This window comes from Lewinella sp. 4G2 (assembly GCF_001625015.1).
Lineage (GTDB): Bacteria > Bacteroidota > Bacteroidia > Chitinophagales > Saprospiraceae > Neolewinella.
Genome location: NZ_LVWJ02000014.1, coordinates 1,828,968 through 1,850,684 on the forward strand (window position 1 = coordinate 1,828,968; position 21,717 = coordinate 1,850,684).

The 21,717-nt window shown below is 56.6% G+C and carries 18 protein-coding genes; 9 read left to right on the forward strand and 9 right to left on the reverse strand.

Annotated elements, in window-relative coordinates:
• Positions 1-49: 49 nt before the first annotated feature.
• Both A3850_RS08125 and A3850_RS08130 read right to left on the reverse strand, forming a co-directional pair.
• Positions 50-1,270, reverse strand: a complete 1,221-nt coding sequence (locus A3850_RS08125; protein ID WP_197494015.1) for a glutathionylspermidine synthase family protein — start codon at positions 1,268-1,270, stop codon at positions 50-52.
• Positions 1,263-1,778 carry a hypothetical protein gene (locus A3850_RS08130; protein WP_068215449.1) on the reverse strand — a complete coding sequence of 172 codons (516 nt, stop codon included), beginning with the start codon at positions 1,776-1,778 and terminating at the stop codon, positions 1,263-1,265. The genes A3850_RS08125 and A3850_RS08130 overlap by 8 nt, the downstream gene beginning before the upstream one ends.
• Positions 1,779-1,888: 110 nt before the next feature.
• On the opposite strand from A3850_RS08130, the gene A3850_RS08135 reads away from it, so the two are divergent.
• From A3850_RS08135 to A3850_RS08145, 3 genes are all read left to right on the forward strand, one after another.
• Positions 1,889-3,442 (forward strand): polyamine aminopropyltransferase, encoded by a 1,554-nt coding sequence (locus A3850_RS08135; RefSeq protein ID WP_231915297.1) that lies wholly within the window; start codon positions 1,889-1,891, stop codon positions 3,440-3,442.
• On the forward strand, positions 3,442-3,810 hold the full coding sequence (gene speD, locus A3850_RS08140) for an adenosylmethionine decarboxylase (protein WP_068215453.1): 369 nt from the start codon (positions 3,442-3,444) through the stop codon (positions 3,808-3,810). Before A3850_RS08135 ends, speD begins: the two co-directional genes overlap by 1 nt.
• Positions 3,811-3,925: 115 nt before the next feature.
• Positions 3,926-5,344 carry a sulfatase gene (locus tag A3850_RS08145; protein WP_068215454.1) on the forward strand — a complete coding sequence of 473 codons (1,419 nt, stop codon included), beginning with the start codon at positions 3,926-3,928 and terminating at the stop codon, positions 5,342-5,344.
• Between the two features lie 23 nt (positions 5,345-5,367).
• On the opposite strand, the gene A3850_RS08150 is transcribed toward A3850_RS08145, so the two are convergent.
• From A3850_RS08150 to A3850_RS08165, 4 genes are all read right to left on the reverse strand, one after another.
• Positions 5,368-6,132 carry a hypothetical protein gene (locus A3850_RS08150; protein WP_068215456.1) on the reverse strand — a complete coding sequence of 255 codons (765 nt, stop codon included), beginning with the start codon at positions 6,130-6,132 and terminating at the stop codon, positions 5,368-5,370.
• Positions 6,133-6,226: 94 nt separating this feature from the next.
• Positions 6,227-7,093: a nucleoside phosphorylase gene (locus tag A3850_RS08155; protein WP_068215458.1), complete on the reverse strand. Its 867-nt coding sequence runs from the start codon at positions 7,091-7,093 to the stop codon at positions 6,227-6,229.
• On the reverse strand, positions 7,093-7,428 hold the full coding sequence (locus tag A3850_RS08160; protein ID WP_068215460.1) for a monothiol bacilliredoxin BrxC family protein: 336 nt from the start codon (positions 7,426-7,428) through the stop codon (positions 7,093-7,095). Before A3850_RS08160 ends, A3850_RS08155 begins: the two co-directional genes overlap by 1 nt.
• Positions 7,429-7,485: 57 nt before the next feature.
• Complete coding sequence (locus tag A3850_RS08165) at positions 7,486-8,451, reverse strand: ion channel (RefSeq protein WP_082921696.1); 966 nt, start codon at positions 8,449-8,451, stop codon at positions 7,486-7,488.
• A 212-nt stretch (positions 8,452-8,663) separates the two neighbouring features.
• Between A3850_RS08165 and A3850_RS08170 the strand changes: the two genes are divergently transcribed.
• From A3850_RS08170 to A3850_RS08185, 4 genes are all read left to right on the forward strand, one after another.
• Positions 8,664-9,335, forward strand: coding sequence for a TetR/AcrR family transcriptional regulator (locus tag A3850_RS08170; protein WP_197494016.1), 672 nt, complete (start codon positions 8,664-8,666; stop codon positions 9,333-9,335).
• 35 nt (positions 9,336-9,370) lie between these two features.
• Entirely contained in the window at positions 9,371-10,777 is a 1,407-nt protein-coding gene (locus tag A3850_RS08175; RefSeq protein ID WP_068215465.1) for a TolC family protein, read from the forward strand.
• Positions 10,778-10,829: 52 nt separating this feature from the next.
• The gene (locus A3850_RS08180; RefSeq protein ID WP_068215467.1) at positions 10,830-11,978 is read left to right on the forward strand and encodes an efflux RND transporter periplasmic adaptor subunit; all 1,149 of its coding nucleotides are present in this window, start codon (positions 10,830-10,832) and stop codon (positions 11,976-11,978) included.
• Between the two features lie 242 nt (positions 11,979-12,220).
• Positions 12,221-15,697, forward strand: coding sequence for an efflux RND transporter permease subunit (locus A3850_RS08185; protein WP_231915298.1), 3,477 nt, complete (start codon positions 12,221-12,223; stop codon positions 15,695-15,697).
• Positions 15,698-15,800: 103 nt separating this feature from the next.
• Here the strand turns inward: A3850_RS08185 and A3850_RS08190 are convergent, their stop codons facing one another.
• From A3850_RS08190 to A3850_RS08200, 3 genes are all read right to left on the reverse strand, one after another.
• A complete protein-coding gene (locus tag A3850_RS08190) occupies positions 15,801-16,106 on the reverse strand; it encodes a hypothetical protein (protein WP_082921699.1) in 306 nt (101 codons plus the stop codon).
• 55 nt (positions 16,107-16,161) lie between these two features.
• Complete coding sequence (locus A3850_RS08195) at positions 16,162-16,788, reverse strand: NAD(P)H-dependent oxidoreductase (RefSeq protein ID WP_068215476.1); 627 nt, start codon at positions 16,786-16,788, stop codon at positions 16,162-16,164.
• Positions 16,789-16,876: 88 nt separating this feature from the next.
• Positions 16,877-17,593: a pirin family protein gene (locus A3850_RS08200; protein WP_068215479.1), complete on the reverse strand. Its 717-nt coding sequence runs from the start codon at positions 17,591-17,593 to the stop codon at positions 16,877-16,879.
• A gap of 238 nt (positions 17,594-17,831) precedes the next feature.
• Between A3850_RS08200 and hutH the strand changes: the two genes are divergently transcribed.
• Together hutH and A3850_RS08210 are read left to right on the forward strand one after the other, a co-directional pair.
• Positions 17,832-19,334, forward strand: coding sequence for a histidine ammonia-lyase (hutH, locus tag A3850_RS08205; RefSeq protein WP_068215481.1), 1,503 nt, complete (start codon positions 17,832-17,834; stop codon positions 19,332-19,334).
• Positions 19,335-19,344: 10 nt separating this feature from the next.
• Positions 19,345-21,354, forward strand: coding sequence for a urocanate hydratase (locus A3850_RS08210; RefSeq protein ID WP_068215483.1), 2,010 nt, complete (start codon positions 19,345-19,347; stop codon positions 21,352-21,354).
• Positions 21,355-21,717: the final 363 nt, after the last annotated feature.

A 21,717-nucleotide genomic window follows, 5' to 3' on the forward strand; every position in this document is an offset into this window, starting at 1 on the left:
ATTGTGAGCTACTATACCAAAAGGGATATAAACCGCTAAGGCTACCGCATCACCAAAACTTCCACCCCGGCTTACTCCCCCCACTACGGTTCTGGGTATAAAGGCCAAGGGATACGAATTCAGCGTCATCGTTGAGGATGAGTCCTTCCTGGCGGCGGCAACAGAGGCCGCTGGCCTTCGGCGTCATGAAAGTACTGAGTTGGTAGGCGTAATCCTCGTCGTCCCGGTTGAAGGGGGCCAATTGTTGGTAGACGTTGATCTGCGCACCGTAATCGCCCCTGGTCTCCGCATCCGCGCCCCGGCCGTTGAGGCTGACCATAACGTTTTCGCCCATCCGCCCGTAAACGGGTTTGCGGACGTAGCCCTGGGTGGGGTTGGGGAGGTCCGCCGGATCGAAAGCGGTGGGGAGGAGGGCCGGGTGGCCGGGGTTGTCCTGCCAGGCGTAGGCCAGGAGCGCTTTATTTTGCAGTAGGAGCGTCCAGGCCGGATTGAGGACACGGAGCAGGTGCTCGGTGGTCATCTTTTCCAGTAAATCCCAGAGCTGGGGTTCTTCGGTGATGATCCAGTCCCAGGGTATGAACTTCAGTAGGTAGTAGTAGCGGCTGAAGTCGTCTTCCCCCATTTCAATGAGGAGGCCGTTCTCGTCGTCGAAGACCAGGTTGGGGAGTTCGAGTTCGTCCACCTTCCAGCCGGCGGCCTTGGCGGTTTTGATGAGGACGTCCAGGTTCAGCTGGTCGTCCGTATGCCCGAGGTGGGTGGCGGCGGCGATGGCGTTCCCCCGCGCGTTCTTAACGCGGCTGAACTGGTTTTCCAGCGAGGCTAATACCCCGTTCGTTAGTGGCTTAACGCCGGCTTTGCGGAGTACCTCCGGCATGATGGCGGTAGTTTCCGGCAGGAGACTGCAGGTATCGGCGTTAATTTCCAACAGCTTTAGTGGTTCGCCACCAATTCCGCCGGCGAAATCAAATCGGCCTACGAGGTAGTCCTCCCATTCATTTTCCACGGACCATTGCACCAGCGGCAGCGCCCGCTCCGTTAGGCCCATGTTGGCCAGCCGGTCGGGGCTGATGAGGCAACGCTTGAGGGTGGCGCGAAGGATGTCATATAATTCGTCCGATACCCGCAGGGCGTCAGCTTCCTCCTCCTTGGTGAGGAGGAGCACTTCGTCGGAGAGGTAATCGTGGTTTTCTCCTTCCGCGTAATAATTGAGGCCGCGCTTATTGAAGAAACTCTCCTTCAGTTCCGGGGCGTCCTTCAAACGTTTATCCACCAACGGAACGGGTAGATTTGCCCGAGCCAAAGCCGGAGTTGCGGGACGTGCCCCCAACGCGGCGGGCGGTGCTTTTCATCTTCGTGCCGGCGCCGGAGCTGGCGCGGTTGTAAGCGTTGTTGTTGACGTAAGCGCTGCTGGAAGGGCTGCCACCCATCATCCGGCCCATCATGATCCAGCCAAAGTAGCCACTGCGGGCGGAGCGTACGCCCCGGCGGCGGGAAGTGGTATCGTTGCTGGTTTCGATGATCTTGGCTTCCTCCAACGTCAGCGTATCCACGTTGCCGTTGAGTTCCTGAACGATGATCCGGCTATCGGCTACGGCGGGGACTTCCTCTTCACTGGCGATCTTAAATTCGCCGGCGTTCACTTCCTTCACGGTGGTGATGAGACCGGTGGTGGGCTCGTCCCAGCTACCTTCGGCGGAGTCGGAACCGCCACAACTAAAGAGGGCAAAGCCAAGGCCACAGGAGAGCAGGGCGGGGAGGAGGATGTGTTTTTTGAGCATATCTAGGGACTTTGAGGGTAGGTAAAGATAGGGATTAGTCGGGTAGTCGGGTAGTACGGTAGCACTACCCGACTACGATACTACCCGACTACCGTACTACCTTTGACTCCGTGCCCCGACCCTCCGAAAAAGTATTACTCACCGTCGCCGTCTTCCTGGCCGGCCTCTGTTCCATCATCTACGAGTTGGTGATCAGTACGACGAGTAGCTATTTCCTCGGCGACAGCGTGAAGCAGTTCAGCCTCACGATCGGTACCTATATGTTCGCGATGGGGATTGGTAGCTTTCTGACTAAGTACGTGGAGGGCAAAGAGTTAGAAGCTTTCGTCAGAACCGAGATCGCCCTCGGCCTCATCGGTGGCGCTTCCGTGCCGCTGCTGTACTGGTTGTTTCAGTTCCAGACCAACGGGCAGTACCAGTGGACGATGTTGGGCCTGGTCTTCACCATCGGCATGCTGACCGGGGTGGAAATTCCCCTGCTGGCCCGCGTGATGAAGACCTATTACCCGCTCAAGGATAACCTGGCGAACGTGCTGGGTTACGACTACATCGGAGCGCTTGGCGCCACCTTACTCTTTCCCTTTCTGCTGCTGCCTTTCGTGGGGCTGTACAGTTCCAGCCTGATCTTTGGGGCGGTGAACTTGCTACTCGGCCTGGCGGTCACGCTGTTCTTTAAGGACCAGCTGAGCCCGGGGCGGCGCAACCGGATTTACGCCTGGACGATCGGCGGTCTCATCCTGTTCTCGATCCTACTTTGGCGGGCGGAACCTTTCCTCGAAGCCTGGGAAGCCCGCGCTTACCCCCACCGCGTCATTTACAAGGAGCAATCGCCCTACCAGAAGATCGTCCTTACCCAGAACGACGACGACCTTAGGCTTTACCTCAACCGGGTGATCCAGTTTTCCTCGCGGGATGAGTACCGCTACCACGAGGCGCTGGCGCTGGTGCCCAGTGCGTACGGTGACGGCGTTCGGAACGCTCTGGTACTGGGCGGAGGCGAAGGACTCCTCGCCCGCGAACTGTTGAAGCTGCCAGAATTGCAAAGGGTAACCATCGTCGATCTCGACCAACGGATCTTCGACCTGGCCGGAAGACACGGCGGACTGGCCGACCTGAACGACGGCGCCCTGGCCGACCCCCGCACCCAGATCCGGGCCGAAGATGCCGCCGTCTTCTTGAGAAACGATACCTCCTTTTACGATCTCATCATTGCTGATCTGCCAGACCCTTCCAGTGAAAGCGTCGCCCGGCTCTACAGTACCTGGTTCTTCAAAATGGCGAAGGCTCGGTTGGCGGAAAATGGGGTGTTCGCCACCCAGGCCACCAGCCCTTACCATACGCGGGATACCTACTGGTGCGTGTACGAGACCCTGAAGGCGAGCGGGTACGGAACCGTCCGGCCCTACCACGTGAACGTGCCCAGTTTCGGGGAGTGGGGCTTCGTGATGGCGTTTGATCAGCCTTCGCCGGAAAACGACCAGTTGGCTTACCGAGAGGACGTCGACACTAAATTTCTGGACCCCCAATTGGTAAGCACCTTCAGCTACTTCCCGAAGGACATCCGTAACCCGGGGAACATCCGCCCCAACCGCCTCGACAAACCCGTTTTGCTGGATTACTTCCTGGAGGAGTGGTCTAGTTGGCAACGCGAAAAAACCATGTGATGGCCAAATCCCTCCCGCCCGAAAATGCTCTCGGCCGTCACGTATTGTTGGAGTTGTACGACTGTGATGCCGACCTGCTGAAGTATCCACCGCAAAGTGAACGGATCCTCCTGGACGCCGCCGCGGCAATGGGCGCTACCATAATGGGCAGCCATTTCCACGCCTTCCCCGAACACGGGGTGAGTGGCGTCGTGGTCATCGCTGAATCCCATCTCACTATCCACACCTGGCCGGAGAAGCGGTACGCGGCGGTGGACGTATTCTCCTGCGGCGCCCTGGACCTGGAAGCAGGGATCGGCCTCCTCACGCTTGAGTTCGGTGCGGAGCGGGTAGAACAGCAACTGGTGTTGCGGGGAGTGGGCTTGTAAACACGGAAAGGTGAGTTCTTTGAATGTATGTTTCACAATGAGCTAAAAAGCTGATTTTGTTGTTGACGGATTCAGTAGGACGGTACAAACTCCCTGAATTCGGTACCTTAACGGCATGCGTTATCTTCTGCTCATTGCCTTCTCTACTTTAGTGATCACCAGCTGTAGTCAGCCCGAGGTGCCCGCCGATACTACGTCCGTCGATGGCCCACCCAATGTCGTCCTGATCTTTGTAGACGACATGGGCTACGGTGATTTGGGTTGTTACGGGTCCAACCGTATCCAAACACCGCACCTCGATCAATTGGCCACAACGGGGCTGAAGCTGACTAACTTTTACGCCTTCCCCCTTTGTAGCCCGAGCCGCGCGGCGCTGCTGACTGGTTGCTATCCGCCACGGGTGGGCATTCCCGATGTTGTCGGCCCTCCTGGATTGGACTGGACGAAGGACAAACAATACGGTCTGCATCCGGACGAGACGACATTGCCCGAAATTTTGCGGGAGGCAGGTTATACAACTGGTATGATCGGAAAGTGGCACCTCGGGCACTTCCCCGAAACGATGCCCACCAAACAGGGCTTCCAGACCTTTTTCGGTCTGCCCTACAGTAACGATATGCTACCGGAAAGGGGCTACCCGGACCTTAACCTTTACGATCAGGAAAACATCGTAGAAGCGAACCCGGACCAACGGCAGCTTACCAAACGCTACACCGAGCGGGCGGTAAGCTTTATTCAGGAGCAAAAAGATTCACCCTTCTTTCTGTACCTGGCCCACGCGATGCCTCACGTTCCGCTGTATACCTCCACAGCGTTTGACGGCAGAAACCCTGGTGATCCATACGCAGACGTAATTGAAGAAATTGACTGGTCCGTTGGGCAGGTCGCCGCTGCGCTCGATGCCAACGGAGTTCGCGAGAACACGCTGATCATCTTTACCTCCGATAATGGCCCGTGGCTGTCCTACGGCGACCACGCTGGTAGCGCCGGTCCCTTCCGAGAAGGAAAGGGTACTACTTTTGAAGGTGGCACGCGTGTACCGGCCATTTTCAACTGGCCGGCGGAGATCACCCCGGGCAGCCACAACGAAGTGGCTTCCCTCATCGATATCCTGCCCACTTTAACGGACCTTGCTGATGCCACTAAATACGCACCAAGTAGAAAAATTGACGGCCGCATCATGAACCTGGAGGCTTCCAGTGATGAAAACAGCACTCCAAATACTGCCATCCAACCGTTTTACTACTGGCGGAGCAATGAACTACAAGCGGTACGGTTGGGCGAATGGAAACTACACGTACCCCACATCTTCCGTCAGGTTGAGCGTATTGGTTTTGGAGGAGAGGCCGGCGAGTACGCGCGCCGGAACATCGATACGCAACTATATAACATAGTCACGGACCCCGGGGAGCGTTACGACCGCAGCAAGGACTACCCGGAGAAAGTAGCCGAGCTCACTGCGCTGATTGAAGCCGCGCAGCAGGAAATGGAGGCGAACAAAAGACCGGCTTTCTACGCGGCTAGTCCAGAGTAGTCGCGAAACCCTAAGAAGAACGCTCACGCGACCGCCTGCCGTCGCCCCCGCCCCAACAGGGCGATCATCAAAATGGCGAAGATGGCCACTACCGCAACGGAAGAATAAAAGATGGCGGAGACCTCATTGATGTGTTTCAACGCCAGCGCAATGAATGCCCAAACCACCACCCCAGCGTAAGCGGCGCTCCGGAACGTCCAGGCCGTGAAGCCTGCAATTGCCGCCGCGATGCAGGACATGACGAGCGTCCAGGTAACCTCGCTGATGCCGGCACCATTCCAACCCGTGAATTTGAGGTCACTCGCTACGTTGAGGACCGTCGCCAACGTGACCCAGCCGAAGTAAATGTAAAAGGCAAAGCGCTCCAGCCAGTAGCTAATGGGAGCCTGGCTACTTTCAATGACGTCGAGCAAGCGGTTGATCCGGAAAAGGGAGAATAGCATGAAGACGATAACGGCAACCGTCGTCCAAACCTGATCGTAACTGGCCAGCACGAGCCAAATGCCATTGGCGACCACGTTAGCGGCGTACCAGTAGCGGACCTCCACCCAGGCCGGATGTTCATCCCGTTTTTTGATCCACTGATAAATAGGGAAAGCAATCAAACCCAGGTAAATCGGCCCCCAAATGGCAAAGGCATAACCGGAGGGAACGATCAGCGGCGCCGTAGCTCGGGAAGTGCTGCCGATCGGGTTGGGACCCATGTATCCAAATTGGGTCAGCGCGTAGAGGGCCAGGAAAATGACCAGGCCACCCAGCGCGACGTAGTGGGATTTTGTCTGTTGCATGTTGCTACAAGCTGATCGCCACAGCGTTTGTTTGCTCCGTGGAATGGCAAATCAATTCGTACTTGAAGGGAAATCAACGATAATCGACTAGCAGCTATCCGACCAGCAGGTGGAGTCCGCGTTCAATTAGTTCTCCGACAGCCTTTGCCGGTTGGTCGTAAAAGGTGCCCAACGCCCGGTTAGCGAGTAGGGTAGAGACGCTGGCGGAACGGTGGCCTAAAGCCGTCGCCAATCCATAAATGCCGGCCGTCTCCATTTCGATGTTGGTGAGCCGCAAGTTTCCGTCCCGCCAAGAGCGTAGCCGATCCAGCAGGGCGGGAGAGAGGCCGGAGGGTAAGCGCAGGCGTCGGCCCTGAGGAGCGTAGAAACCCGAAGCCGTTAAGGTTACCCCACGCGGCAGGTCGCTATTCGCAAAGGCCGTCGGGATCTCCGGGCGGACGACCAGGGCGGGGATGGGTAATTGCACGCCACCATCCTGCAAATGCTCCACCAGGCTGAGGGCCAGTGGGTCCGGTTCCCCGGCGTTGAGGTAGAAGGGAAGGAGACCATCCGCCGCCAGCGCCGCTTCGGAAAGGAGGAAGCTCCCCAACGCCAGGTCCGGCTGAAAGGCACCACTCGTTCCCAGACGGACGAAGGTCAGTTGGGTAAAGTCCTTACGCACCGTCCGCGTCGTTAGGTCAACGTTGAAGAGCGCATCCAATTCGTTGATGACGATGTCAATGTTGTCCGTCCCGATGCCGGTGGAGATCACGGAAACAGGTACGCCATTCTTCGTCCCGGTGTGGGTGACGAACTCGCGGGCTTCCACCTTCAGGTCGACCCGGTCAAAGTGATTGGATACCAATTTCACCCGTTCGGGGTCCCCGACGGTGATGATGTTCGTGGCCACCTGCCCGGGTAGAAGGTCCAGGTGATAAAGGGCACCGCTGGGCCGGAGGATGAGTTCGCTTTCCTTGATCATTAGGCTTCGGTCAGTTCCTTCACCTCATTCTTCAACGTCCGCTCCTGGATGTCTCCGCGCCAGTAGTGGTTGACGGCCTTGCCTTTGTAAACCGTAATGGCCTGGGGGCTTTGGTGTTCCACGTCCAGTTTTTCGGCGATCTCCATTTTCAGATCAGGCGTGTACTGGAGGACGATGCCGTAAACGTCCAGGTCGTGCTTGGCGTGGGCGACCTCGATTTGCGCGGCGGCGCTAAAGGGGCAGGTAGCGGAGTGTTTGAAGATGACGATTGGCTTCTCCTGGCTGGCGTCGAGGGCGGCTTGCAGATCTTCGGAGGTTTTCATGATGTGGAACATGCTCGGGAGGGTTTGTTGGAGTAGTACGTTTGTTTTGGGTGTCGGGTTCCGAGTAGCTTACTCTTCCTCCAGGGTAGTGAAAACGTGGAGACGGTCCAGGTGCAATTCGGTGGTGGCTTCTCTTTCCAGGTACATGGGTTCAAACCGGGCGTTCCACTTTACTTCGCTGTGGATGTAGGAATTTTGGTTGTGAATACTCTGGGCGGCAGTTTGCTCGTATCCATCAATGGTGATCAGCACTTCCGCGCGGCGTTCGTAAAAGTCATCTTCCGTCCACCCCCGTAGCGGGCTGCTTTCGGTGATGGGGTGAACGATCGTCCAATTTAGCGGGAACAGCGAGACCCGGCTTCGCTCTAGCCGCAGGGGTTTGAACTTTCGTTGGTCCTCCTCCAGATAAGTCAGGATCACCCTGGCGGATAGGTTGATCAAATGGGTATCCCGCACGTTGACGATTCGAAATTTCAAGGCCTGCTGGCTCTCCTTGTAAGGGCCCACCACGGCAAAATCGGAGAACATGATCATATTCCCCGGGCGGGAGAACCGACCAAAAAATAAACCGGTGACGATGGCCAGTGCAATCCATCCAAACAGGGCAACCAGGGCTGCCAGCGCGTTCGTGGCAATGCCCGTTGGAGAAATTCCTCCGTACCCAACCGTAGTGAAGGTCTGTACGCTAAAGAAGAAGGCCCCGAGTGCACGGTAATAAAAAGGGGAATTTGGTTCGACGTTGCTCAAGCCGTCCGTACCGATGATCAGGAAGCCGACCGCAAAAATGAGATTGAGGACGATGTATACCAGAATGGTGGTCCCCAGCAATTTTGGCCAGGACATTTCCATCAGTTCGTGGTAGGGGCGGAAGGTCCGGTATCCCTTACGGCTCACATTGAAAGTGCCATCGTTATTGATCAAACGCGTCCCCGGTTTGCGGCCAATTTTGTCGCCCAGCCCAAGATCATCATTCATACTCACCTCCTCAAAGGCGGATTGGTCCACGTGGGGGGGAGGTTTATGGTGATCGGTCATTCGATGGTTCAGTTGGCTATCTGTAAGTACACAATCCCTTTAGTGAGGTTCAATACGGAGATCTGGGCGCTGCCGCAGGTGCCAGGTAATTGGGAATGCAGAACGCTACCCACATTCTTCCCCATTAACTCTGCACCCGCGACAGCGCCCAGTATGAAGAACGGAATACGTGGATGCGGACAACAAGTTACAACGCGGAAACGAAAAATACTTTGGAAACTATTGAACCGACGAAAGTTTCCCCCGTTCTTTGCAGCGTGAATGAACTAGAAGTAATTGAGCGCAAACTGATCGAAACAGCTACCGAAATGTATATGCGCCTCGGTATTCGGAGCGTGAGTATGGACGACGTCGCCCGGGAAATGGGCGTTTCCAAAAAGACCATCTACACGGTGGTTGATAACAAGGAGGAGCTGGTGCGAAAAGTGATGTACCAGGACACTTGCAAGGATTTGGAAGTCATTGTCGCCAACCACGCCAAATCGCGGGATGCCATTGATGAGTTACTGATGAATAGCCGCTACCACATCCGTGAAATGCGTAACATCTCGCCGACGACGATCCACGATCTTCAGAAGTACTATCCCGAAATCTGGTCAAAGGAGGTTCGCGGCCATCAGGACCATTTTGAAAACAGCATCCGTGAAAATCTGGAACGTGGCATGGAAGAAGGGCTCTACCGAGATGACCTCGATAGCGCCATCATCGCTAAATTCTTCGTCGCCTCCGTCGTGATGATGATTGACCGGCAAATCTTCCCCGCCCGGGAGCGGCCACTTTCGGAGATCATCCGCCAACACTTCATCTACCACTGCAACGGGATCGTCAACCAGTTTGGCCGTGACCGGATGGAACAGTATCTGCAACAAGAATCCCTCGACTAGCCCGAACCCAAGTGACTACCAGCAAAGATTTTGCAATGAAACGATTTACTCAATTACTTCTCTTCCTGGCGTTTGCCCTGCCCTTCTCCGGAGCGGTCCGCGCTCAAGAGACCGGACCAGCGAACGGCGTTTTCTCCCTGCGCGACGCCGTAAACTACGCGATGACGAACTCCATCGCCGTCCGCAACGCCCAGGTAGATATCCTGGACGCTGAGCAGAACGTCAAGGAACGCCTTAGCACTGGCCTCCCCCAATTCAACGGGATGCTGGATTACACCCACTACCTGAAGGTGCCCGTCCTGCCTCTACCCGCCGCCTTCGCGATGGGCGACCCGAACGCACCGGAGGAGATCGCCTTCCAGCTGAAGAATAACTTCGTGGCCGGCCTCAGCGCTCGCGCCATGCTTTTCGACGGCTCCTTCTTCGTGGGATTGCGCGCCGCCCGCGCTAGTGGAGAGTACTTCAACCTGGAGTTGGAGAACGCCCAGCGCCGCGTCCGTAGCCAGGTAACGCAGGCCTACTTCCCCGTTCTGCTGACCAAGACCAACGTCCGCGTCCTGAACAAGAACCTCGAAAACCTGAACAAACTGCTGGCGGAAACTACCGCCCAGTATGAAGCCGGCTTCGTAGAAAAACTGGACGTCGACCGCCTCCGCCTCAGCATCAGCAACATCGAGAGCCAGCGCGACCAACTGATGGACCAGGGCGAAAACGCCCTCCGCGCCCTCAAGTACGCCCTCAACTATCCATTGGATGAACCTCTGGTGGTGGAGGACGACCTCGAAGCCCTCGACCTACAAATTGAACAGGCCAGCCTGACGGGTGAGATTCCCTTCGCCCAGCGCCCGGAGATTCGCTTGCTGGACAAAACGCTCGAGCTGCAGGATCTGAACATCGAACTCCAAAAATCCGCTTACCTGCCAACCGTCTACGCTTCGGCGGCGGCTCAGTACCAGTACCAGGGAGATAACCTTTTTGGAAGCCCCGACCAGGTGCCCAACCCTAACCCCGCGCCGGGCGCCCCGCCGACGATTGAAGGCCAGGGCGGCTTTTGGGCGCCGACCGTACTCGCTGGAATTTCCGTGAGCGTACCGATCTACGATTTCGGGGGCCGCGCCGCCCGCGTCGAGCGCGCCCGTTTGGCCAGGGAAAAGGTGAACAACCAGCGTATCGACGTCAATCGGGGTATCGCCCTCGAGGTGCTCAACGCCCGGACGAGCTTCAACTCCGCCAACGCACGCTACCAGAACACTAAGGACAACCTGGAATTGGCCGAGAGTATCTACGAAGTCACGCAGATCAAATACAACGAAGGCGTGGGTTCGAGCATCGAGGTCGTCCAGGCCGAACAACAGCTCTACGAATCACAGGCCAGCTACCTCAATGCGCTCTACGAAGCGCTCGTCGCAAAGGAAAACCTTTACCTCGCCCTCGGCCGCTAGAACGGGCCCGAACGAATCCCCATAACCACTCCGCACAACCATCCCCATCAAGATGAAAAATATCTTTCCCTACGTACTCCTGCTACTCCTTTCCGCCTGTGGTGGTGGAGAAGAAACGGAGGCCATTCCCACCGACCTGGCCGGCCGCCAGGAACTGCTTAAGACTAAGCGCGCCGAACTGCGAGAGCTCACAAAGGAAGTGGCCGAGTTGCAGGATCTCATCTACGAACAGGACCCGAGCCTCGCACCCAAAGGCGTTTTGGTAGCTACCACTACGGTGGAGCCCACCTCGTTTGAGGACTACGCTAACATCCAGGCAACCGTTAGTGCTTCCGAAACGGCGATGGCAACGCCGGAGATTCCCGGCCGCATCACCAGTATGCGTTTTGAGGAAGGTGACGCTATCCGCCGCGGCCAGCTCGTTGCAACGATCGACGTAGAGAACGTCTCCACCCAACGGGCTGAATTGGAAACGGCCGCCGAACTGGCCAAGACCGTATTTGAGCGCCAGGAACGCCTCTGGGAACAAAAGATCGGCTCCGAACTCCAGTACCTCCAGGCCAAGAATAACTACGATCGGATCCAGCAGCAGCTCAAGAGCATCGACGTACAGGCCGCCAAGAAGAACGTCTACGCTCCCATCAGCGGAACGGTCGACCGCATCATGATGCGTCAGGGGGAGTCCGCCATGCCTGGTGCGCCCATCCTGTCCATCCTAAATACGAACGACCTCGACGTCGTGGGCGACGCTCCGGAAAGTCTCCTCACCAAGGTGAAGCGGGGCCAGCGCGTGAAGGTGAACGTGCCAACGGCTAACCTTTCCTTCGAAGCGCCCGTCACCCGGATCGGCAAGACGGTCGACCCCGCCAACCGCACCTTTGAGGTGGAGATCAAAGTCCCCGCTAAGTACCGCCGCGAACTCAAGGCTAACCTCCTGGCCGAAGTGGAGGTCCTCGACTTCCAGGCGGAGAACATCATCGTCGTTTCTCAGGACCAGATCCAGCAGGAGATCGACGGCCGCCGCTACGTCTTCGTCGTGGACGAGCAAGACGGGGAAACCGTCGCCCGCAAGAAATATATCACGACCGGCGAGAGCTACGATAACCGGGCCATCATTGAGGAAGGCTTGGAGGTTGGAGACCGCATTATTACCGATGGCTCACGTGGTTTGGTGGATGGGCAGAAGATCTCTTTAGGGTAATCACCAAGCCTCGTCGGACGAATTCCGCGCAGCGGTTCGTCCGACGAGTAAAACGGGTTAAGGGCCTAAACCGGTCACTAAACCCACCTCCCAACTCGTCGGACACATTCCGCGCAGCGGTTCGTCCGACGAGTAAAACGGGTTAAGGGCCTGAACCGGTCACCAAACCCACCTCCCAACTCGTCGGACGAACCCGCAAGCGGGAATTCGTCCGACGAGCTCAGTACTACAATATTAAAGAAGTGAAAGAGCAACAGAAAAGAACCTTTGGCCTCACCAACGCAGCCGTGGATAACGGAACGACGGTGTTTCTCATTACGGTCATGATCCTCATTTTCGGCCTGTTTGCCTACGACCAGGTGCCGAAGGAGCAATTTCCGGAAGTGGAGTTGCCGCAGGTTTACATCAATACGCCTTACTTCGGTAATTCGGCGGCGGACATCGAGAACCTCGTTACCCGGCCTATCGAGAAGGAGCTGCAGAGTGTGGATGGACTCAAGGTTATCAAGTCCACCAGCGTGCAGGATTTCTCGGTGATTACCGTGGAGTTTAATTCGGATGAGGACTTCGACGATGCCGTCCAGCGCACGAAGGATGCCGTGGACAAGGCCAAGCCCGAACTCCCCAGCGATCTGGATACGGAGCCGACAGTCCTGGAGATCAACCTCTCCCAACTGCCCATCATCACCGTCAATATGAGTGGCGACTTCCCTCCGGAAGAACTCCGCCGTTACGCCGAGTTGATGGAGGATGAGCTGGAAAACGTAGATGGCGTCAGCGAAGTCAACCTGAAGGGCATTCAAGAGCGGGAGATTGAGATTGCGGTGGACGTCCGCAAGATGGAGTCCCTCCAGATCAGTTTTCAGGACATCGAAAACGCCGTCGCCAGCGAAAACCTGACCCTTTCCGGCGGCGAGATCAAGAACAATGGGATGCGCCGTTCCATCCGCGTGGTTGGTGAGTTCGAGGATGCGGAGGAACTCTCCAACACCATCATCAAGAACGAGCGCCAACGTCTGGTCTACCTCCGCGACGTGGCCACTACGAAGTTCGGTTACGAGGAACCCAAGAGTATCGCCCGCGCCAACGCCCTGCCGGTCATCAGTTTGGACATCATCAAAAAGTCCGGCGAGAATCTGCTGACGACCTCCGATGGCGTCAAGGAAGTCGTGGCCGAAGTCGGCGCTACGCTGCCCGCGGAATTGGACATTACCTTCTTCAACGACCAGTCCACTAACACCCGCGACCAGGTGGAGAACCTGGAGAATAGCATCATTTCCGGCGTTTTGCTGGTGGTCCTGGTCCTCCTGTTTTTCCTTGGTTTACGCAACGCGCTCTTCGTGGGCATCGCCATTCCGCTCTCCATGCTCATGGGTATACTGTGGATTTGGCTGTCCGGCGTGACGCTTAATATCGTAGTGCTTTTCGCCCTTATTCTGGCCCTCGGTCTGCTGGTGGATAACGGTATCGTGATCGTCGAAAACGTCTATCGCTACCTGCAAAATGGCCGGGATTCCAACGATGCCGCCAAGTTTGGTGCCGGCGAGGTGGCCTGGCCGATCATCGCTTCCACGGCGACGACGCTAGCGGCCTTTAGCCCGCTGCTCGTCTGGCCGGGGCTGATTGGTGAGTTCATGAAATACTTCCCCATCACGCTCATCCTGGTCCTCGCTTCTTCTCTGATCGTCGCCTTGGTCATCAACCCGGTGCTGGCGAGCTACTTCATGAAGGTCGACGAACGCGCCGATAGCAAGGAAGGGCGCGGACGCAGGTCCCGGGGTGTGTTGATCGGGGCTGCGATTCAGATGGGGATTGGTGTCATTTTCGGATTGCTCCTGGGCCAAAAGTGGCTCTTCAATCTGATGGTTATTACGACGATCTCCAGTCTGGTGTACTTCTACCTTTTACGCCCGGCCGCCTTCGTTTTCCAGGAGAACTTCCTGCCGTGGTTGGAACGCAAGTACGATGGATTGATCAGCTTCTCGCTACGGTTCAGCAAGACGATGATGCTGGGCACCTTCGGTATCCTAATCCTCTCCTTCGTGCTGACGGCCGTCAGCCCGCCGCAGGTAGAATTCTTCCCCAGTGCGGACCCCCTCTACATCAACGCTTTCGTGGAGATGCCCCTGGGTACGGACATCGCGGCGACCGACGCTGCCGTTAAAGTCCTGGAGGAAAACATCATGGAGACCCTCGAGCCTTACGACCACATCGTGGAGGCCGTTCTGACCCAAATTGGTGAGAATACCGCCGACCCGAACGCACCACCCGAACCCGGTTTCACGCCGAATAAGGCACGGATTACCGTCACTTTCGTTCCCTTCCGCGAACGGGGTGGCATCAGCACCCGCGACATCATGGAAGAGTTGCGGGGTGCCGTCCGGGGCGTCCCCGGCATCAAGGTGACGATCGATAAGAATGCGGATGGGCCGGCGACGGGTAAACCCATCAACATGGAGATCATCGGTGAGGACATCGACAAGCTCATCCCACTTGGTGATGAGGTCATCGGCTACATCAACAGCCAGGGCATCCCCGGCATCGAGGAGTTGCAGGCGGACATCAAATTGGGCGTCCCTGAACTGGAAGTTAAGATTGACCGGGAGGCAGCGCGCCGCTACGGGCTCTCCACCTTCGCCATCGCCTCCGCCCTACGGACGAGCGTCTACGGTAAGGAGATCAGCAAGTACAAGCAGGGCGAGGACGAGTACCCCATCTTCCTCCGCCTGAAGGATGCCGACCGTAATGACATCTCCAATCTCCTGGACCAACGCATCACTTTCCGGGACCCGACGAACGGGCAGATCAGCCAGGTCCCCATCCGGACGGTCGCCAGCGTGGAGTACACCTCCACCTATTCTTCCATCAAGCGGAAGGACCTGGACCGGGTCATCACCGTCGCGTCCAACACCTTGGAAGGCTACACGGGCAATGACATCATCCCCCAGATCGATGCGGCGATGCAGGAATTTGACCTGCCGCAGGGCTTCACCTACGAATTTACGGGGGAGCAACAGCAACAGCAGGAAGACGTGGGCTTCCTCATGGGCTCCTTCGTCTTCGCCCTCTTCCTGATCTTCGTCATCATTGTAGCTCAGTTCAACAGCCTTTCGGCGCCCTTCATTATTCTGACTTCGGTGATCCTCTCATTGGGTGGAGTCCTGCTGGGCTACTTCTTCTTTGGTGATCTGTTTGACGTCGCTTTCTCGGTGGTCTTTACCGGGGTGGGTATCATCTCACTGGCGGGAGTAGTGGTGAATAACGCGATCGTACTGATCGACTACACCTTCCTAAAACTGACGGAACGATCCGATGAGTTAGGGTTGGACAGCTTCAAGGAGTTACCGTTGGAAGACTTACGCCAAGGCATCATCACTGGTGGCGCCACCCGTCTCCGCCCGGTATTGCTGACGGCCATCACCACGGTCTTAGGATTGATCCCGCTGGCCATCGGACTGAACATCGACTTCTTCAGCTTCATCGCCAGCTGGGATGCCCGCTTCTTCCTCGGTGGCGACAATACCGCCCTGTGGGGACCGATGGCCTGGACGATCATCTTCGGCATGGTCTTCGCCACCTTCCTGACGCTGGTCGTCGTTCCGGTCATGATCTGGCTCCGCTACTCTACGGCGACAAAGTTCCGCAACTGGCGGGCGGAACGGAAGCAACGGGCGAATGCCGCCAGTGCTTCGTTGGATGAGGATATCGTCACCACGTAAACCGGAGTCCCCTACTCACCTAACCATTAAGGTGACACGAAAAATCCCCCACTCAAGCTTTTGAGTGGGGGATTTTTCGTGTCAGTAGCTGCGTTCCATTAAGTCAGACTTTCTGCCGCAAAGCTTCCTCTACTTCAGCATAGAGCAGGCCGCTTCCACCGCCGTAATGGTCGATAAAACGAATGCGTTTATCCGCCGCTGACGCTTGGTCCGAAAGCACCTGTCGTTCCGCAGCTCCGGTCCCCGCGCCGAGGAGGACCACGTCGATGGGAGACTGAGTGATGATCTCGCTTGCGGTAGCGAGGTCCGCCGCCCGGTAACCGGTCCAATTCTCGTCGTGTTTGTTGACGAGCCGATCCATCACGGCCAGGATCTCTTTGTTGGTGGAGAAAGAAAGGATGTGGATCATAATCGGCTACGGTTAAATGTGGGTTTGGTATCCAGTGGCTGGAATCGGGTATGACTTAGAGGAAAAGTTCTCCTAACGGGTAGCGGACCTTAGCGTAGTGCTGAGAATTATCCTCTTCGGAGCGGAAACCGACGGGGGCGATGACGCAAGCGGTCAGTCCCTTCTCCTTCAGTCCAAGGATCTCATCGAATTTGGCGGGTTCGAAACCTTCCATGGGGCAGGTATCGATTTTCAATTCACCGGCGGCAGCCAGGAGAGTACCAAGGGCGATGTAGGCCTGGCGTTTGTTCCAGGCGACGATAAACTCTTCGTCTTTGCTCAGTACGGAACCCTTAATGTATTCACCGTAGCCTTCGATTACGTCGACGGGGATATCCCGCTGGGTGGCGGTCATCTTAATGAAGTCATCGATGTATTCGGCGGACATGGAAGTCTTGGCGGCAAAGATGAAAATGTGGCCGGCGTCGCTTACCTGAGACTGATCGTAAGCGGCGGCCCGCAAATCCTTTTTGATGGCGGGGTTGGAAACGACGAGGATGCGGTAAGGCTGCAGTCCGAAACTGGAGGCCGATAGCTGGACGGCCTGTTTAAGTTCGCTGATCTGCGCATCCGTAGCGGCACGGTTGGCGTCAAATTTCTTGGTAGCGTAACGGTACTGAAGGGCTTCGATAATGGTAGGCATAATTAGATTATTTGCTGGTACCGCCCTTCCCTTTGGCGGGAAGGGCGGTAAGTGGTGATTAATGTTTTACGTTGGTTGCCATCATGGATTAGTTGAGCTGCATGGGGATTTCCATTAATAGCAGTTTAGCGTCGGAAGCAGCCTTGATACTGAACTCATCGGTCTCCCATACGCCCAGGCCATCCCGGCGGTTCAGTTCCTTCCCGGCAATGGTAGCCTTCCCTTCGAGGAGGAAGGCGTAGACGCCGTTACCGTCCTTTTTGACGTCATAGGTGATGGTTTGTCCATCCTTGAGATTGCCAAGGTGGAACCAGGCATCCTGATTAACGGTCACGCCGGCATCGGTACCAACGGGCGCCACGATCTCCTTGAGCTGGCCATCCAGATCTTTACTGTCCAGTGTGATCTGGCTGTACTTCGGCTCGATGTTGCGGGTTTTGGGGTATACCCAGATTTGGAGGAAGTCCACGGCCTTATCCGCATTAGCGTTCATTTCGCTGTGGGCGACGCCAGTCCCGGCGCTCATCGCCTGGATGTCCCCTTCCTTGATGATGGTCTCGTTGCCCATACTGTCCTCGTGGCGGAGGTCGCCGGAGAGTGGGATGGAGATGATCTCCATGTTATCGTGAGGGTGTTTGCCAAAGCCGCGCCCGGCCGCTACGTGGTCGTCGTTCAGGACGCGGAGGGTACCGAAGCCCATGCGTTCGGGGTTGTAGTAATTCGCAAAGCTGAAGGTGTGGTGGGAAGTCAACCAACCGTGCTCGGCGGCTCCTCTTGAATTGGCGGGGTGAAATACTGTTTGCATAGTGTCGTAAATTTAGATGTACCTACATTAAATACTTTAGCTAGTCCTAAAGTTCAATGGCTAGTTCGTTTTTTGGGAGTGGTGCCTTAGGCTACGGGCAGGTCCTTTTTTTTCCATTTCACCGCAACCCGCGGCAGCGCCCAAACGCACGGTAAACAGGATATGGTGAAGAGCTGCGGTGCGTAGCCCTTTTGGCGGTATCTTTCCCGTGCTGTTTTGACTGATTAATTGCCCGACCATGCCCACGCTTGCGTACGCCACCACCACGCTCACCCGCCGTGAAGCTCTTGCCCTCGCCCGCGGGGAAATGCAGGGGGAGCTGACGACCGCCGCCCGCGCAAGAATTGCCCACGCCCGTTCAATTGTGGACGAAATGGCGGCCGGCGACCGGGCGGTGTACGGTATAAATACGGGATTCGGGCCGCTGTGTGACGTACAGATCAGCCCCGACGAAACGAATCTGCTGCAGCGGAATCTCCTGATTTCACACGCCGTCGGGGTAGGAGCCCACATCGCGCCGGAACTGGCCAAACTGATGATGATTTGTAAACTACAATCGCTCTGCCAGGGCCACAGCGGCGTGCGCCAGGAATTGATTGATCGCATTCGCTATTTTGTAGATCATAACCTGACGCCGGCCGTACCGGAGCAGGGGTCCGTGGGTGCCTCCGGCGATTTGGCCCCGCTTTCCCACCTGTTCTTGCCCCTGCTCGGGGAGGGAGATTTTTGGGACGGTGAAACGCTAAGTCCGGCTGGCGAGGTTTTGCGGCTGCACGGTCTGGAACCACTACAACTTCGCGCAAAAGAAGGCCTGGGTCTGATCAATGGCACCCAGTTCATCCTGGCCCACGCGCTGGCCGGATTGGATAAGATGGCTTATTTGCTCGACTTAGCGGATATGGCCGGCGCGATGAGTTTGGAAGGGTACCAAGGGAGCGCCGCTCCCTTTCGTCCGGAATTACACGCCGTGCGCCCCTTCGCCGGTTGCGTAAGGGTGGCCGAGCGCATCCGCTATTTTTTGAGCGGTTCGGAAAATATGCAGTCGCACGCCGCCTGTAGCCGGGTTCAGGATCCGTATTCCCTGCGTTGTATGCCCCAGGTGCACGGCGCGAGCCGTAACGCGTTTGCCCACCTCGAGCAACTGGCGGAAATTGAATTAAATTCGGTAACGGATAATCCCATCATCATCGGCCCCGGTGATGCCGTATCGGGCGGTAATTTCCACGGCCAACCGCTGGCCATGGCGCTGGATTACTGTACGCTCGCAGCGGCGGAATTAGGGAATATTGCTGATAGACGGTGTTACCTTTTATTGGAGGGCAAATTCGGGCTGCCACGCCTACTCACGGCGAGTGGTGGGTTGAATTCCGGGTATATGATTCCCCAGTATACAACCGCCGCCCTGGTATCCGAAAATAAATCTTTATGCTTCCCCGCCTCCGCTGATAGCATTCCGACTTCACTCGGGCAGGAGGACCACGTTTCCATGGGCAGTATTTCCGGGCGTAAGTTTAATCAGGTATTAAATAACCTCGAAAAAATACTGGCGATTGAATTGATGTACGCCGCTCAGGCAATGGAATTCCGGCGTCCCCTACGGTTTTCACCCATTGTGGAAGCAAATTTTGCCCTCGTCCGCCAACACGTGGCCCGACTCGAAGAGGACCGCCCGTTGAAACAGGATATTGATCGGATGGTGGAACTCGTACGTGATAGAAAATTTGAAGTGGCCGCGAAATAAAGGAATTAATATGATCAAGACCATGGTTGACTTTAAAACGCAAATTCAGGCGGGGATTCCCGACGAATTGCCCGCCAAGCGCGAACTGCCCAGCAGTAATCGCGCCCCCAAGCGCAAGCAAATTTTATCTTTAGCGGAGAAAGCCCTGGCGATTAAAAATGCACTGCGTTACTTCCCCGCCAAATGGCACGAGGAACTTGCGCGGGAGTTTGCCGAGGAATTAAATGAATATGGCCGAATTTATATGTACCGCTTTAAACCGGCGTACGCTATCCATGCTCGGCCCCTCGCGGAATATCCCGGGAATTCGCTTCAGGCGCGGTCCATCATGCTAATGATTCAAAATAATCTGGACCCGGCGGTAGCTCAGCACCCGGAGGAATTAATTACCTACGGTGGTAATGGCGCAGTCTTTCAAAATTGGGCGCAGTATTTAATTACCATGCAGTACCTCTCCGAAATGACGGACGAGCAAACCTTGCATCTATACTCTGGCCACCCCATGGGTTTATTCCCTTCTTCGCCGGATGCCCCCCGGGTGGTGGTGACCAACGGAATGATGATCCCCAATTATTCCAAGCCGGACGACTGGGAACGATTTAATGCTCTCGGCGTCACTCAGTACGGCCAAATGACGGCGGGTTCCTTCATGTATATTGGCCCGCAGGGGATTGTCCACGGCACCACGATTACCGTGATGAATGCCTTTCGAAAAATGCTTCCTGAGGGCGCAACGCCGGCGGGCAAGATCTTCCTCACGGCGGGCCTCGGCGGTATGTCGGGCGCTCAACCCAAGGCGGGTAACATCGTCGGTTGCGTCACCATCTGCGCGGAGGTCAATCCCGCCGCCGCCCGCAAGCGCCACGAGCAGGGCTGGGTAGATCACCTCACCGATAGCATTGACGAACTGGTGGCGCTGACGCAGGATGCCATGCAAAGGGGTAAGCCGATCTCCTTCGCCTACGTAGGCAACGTGATCGACGTGTGGGAACGGTTCGACGAAGAAGGCATCTTCATCCACGTAGGGTCGGACCAAACCTCCCTCCATAACCCCTGGGCCGGCGGTTACTACCCGGCCGGCCTCACCTACGAAGAGAGCAACAACCTGCTGGCGGAGGACCCGGACCGGTTCCGGGAGTTGGTCCAGGAAAGCCTACGCCGTCACGCTGCGGCTGTGAACCGCCACACCGAGAAGGGGACCTACTTCTTCGACTACGGCAACGCCTTCCTGCTGGAGGCCAGCCGTGCCGGAGCCGCCGTGATGGGAGACGGGGAAGCCCAATTCCGTTACCCCAGCTACGTGCAAGATATTCTCGGGCCAATGTGTTTCGATTACGGATTTGGCCCCTTCCGCTGGGTTTGCGCCTCCGGCAAAGCCGAAGACCTCCGCAAAACGGATGAAATTGCCCATCAAATCCTGGTCGAAATTCTAAAAACTGCACCCCCGGAAATCAGAGGCCAACTGCAGGATAACATCGACTGGATCGCCAACGCCGAACGCCAACAACTGGTAGTGGGTAGCCAGGCTCGTATCCTCTATGCGGATGCAGAAGGGCGTATCAAAATTGCTCAGGCCTTTAACCAAGCGGTAGCAAATGGTGAACTCGGCCCCATCATCCTCGGCCGCGACCACCACGACGTGAGTGGGACGGACAGCCCCTACCGCGAGACCTCCAATATCTACGACGGCAGCCGCTTTACGGCGGATATGGCCATCCATAACGTCATCGGCGATTCCTTCCGCGGAGCTACCTGGGTGAGCATCCACAACGGTGGCGGCGTCGGCTGGGGCGAAGTCATCAACGGCGGCTTCGGACTCCTGTTGGACGGCAGCAAAGCAGCCACTCGAAAACTGAAAAACATGCTCTTCTACGACGTCAACAACGGCATCGCTCGACGGAGCTGGGCTCGGAATGCAGAGGCGCGATTTGCCATCGAACGGGAAATGGAAAGAACACCGGGCTTGCGGGTGACGGTGGCGGAATTGGTGGAGGAGGATTTGTTGGAAGGGTTGATTTGATTAGCTCCGAGCAAGTTTCTTTGATTAATAGGACAGCACTTTTTCATCTCGGTGCTTTGATTTCGCAGGAGTAGGTGAGGTTGGGGAGGCCTGCGGCGCTGCGTAACTGCCCGTCCCGAAGGGCCGGCTTGCGTAGCGATGGCACACCGATAGGTGGCCCATTCTACAAATTTGGCCCATATTACTATCCGATGGTTGCTATAATTTCGCAGGAGTAGGGGAGGTTGGGGAGGCCTGCGGCGCTGCGTGACTGCCCGTCCCGAAGGGCCGGCCTGCGTAGCGATGGCACACCGTCAGGTGGCCCATTCTACAAATATGGCCTACTCGCTACTGTTAGATCGCTACTTTAATTTCGCAGGAGTA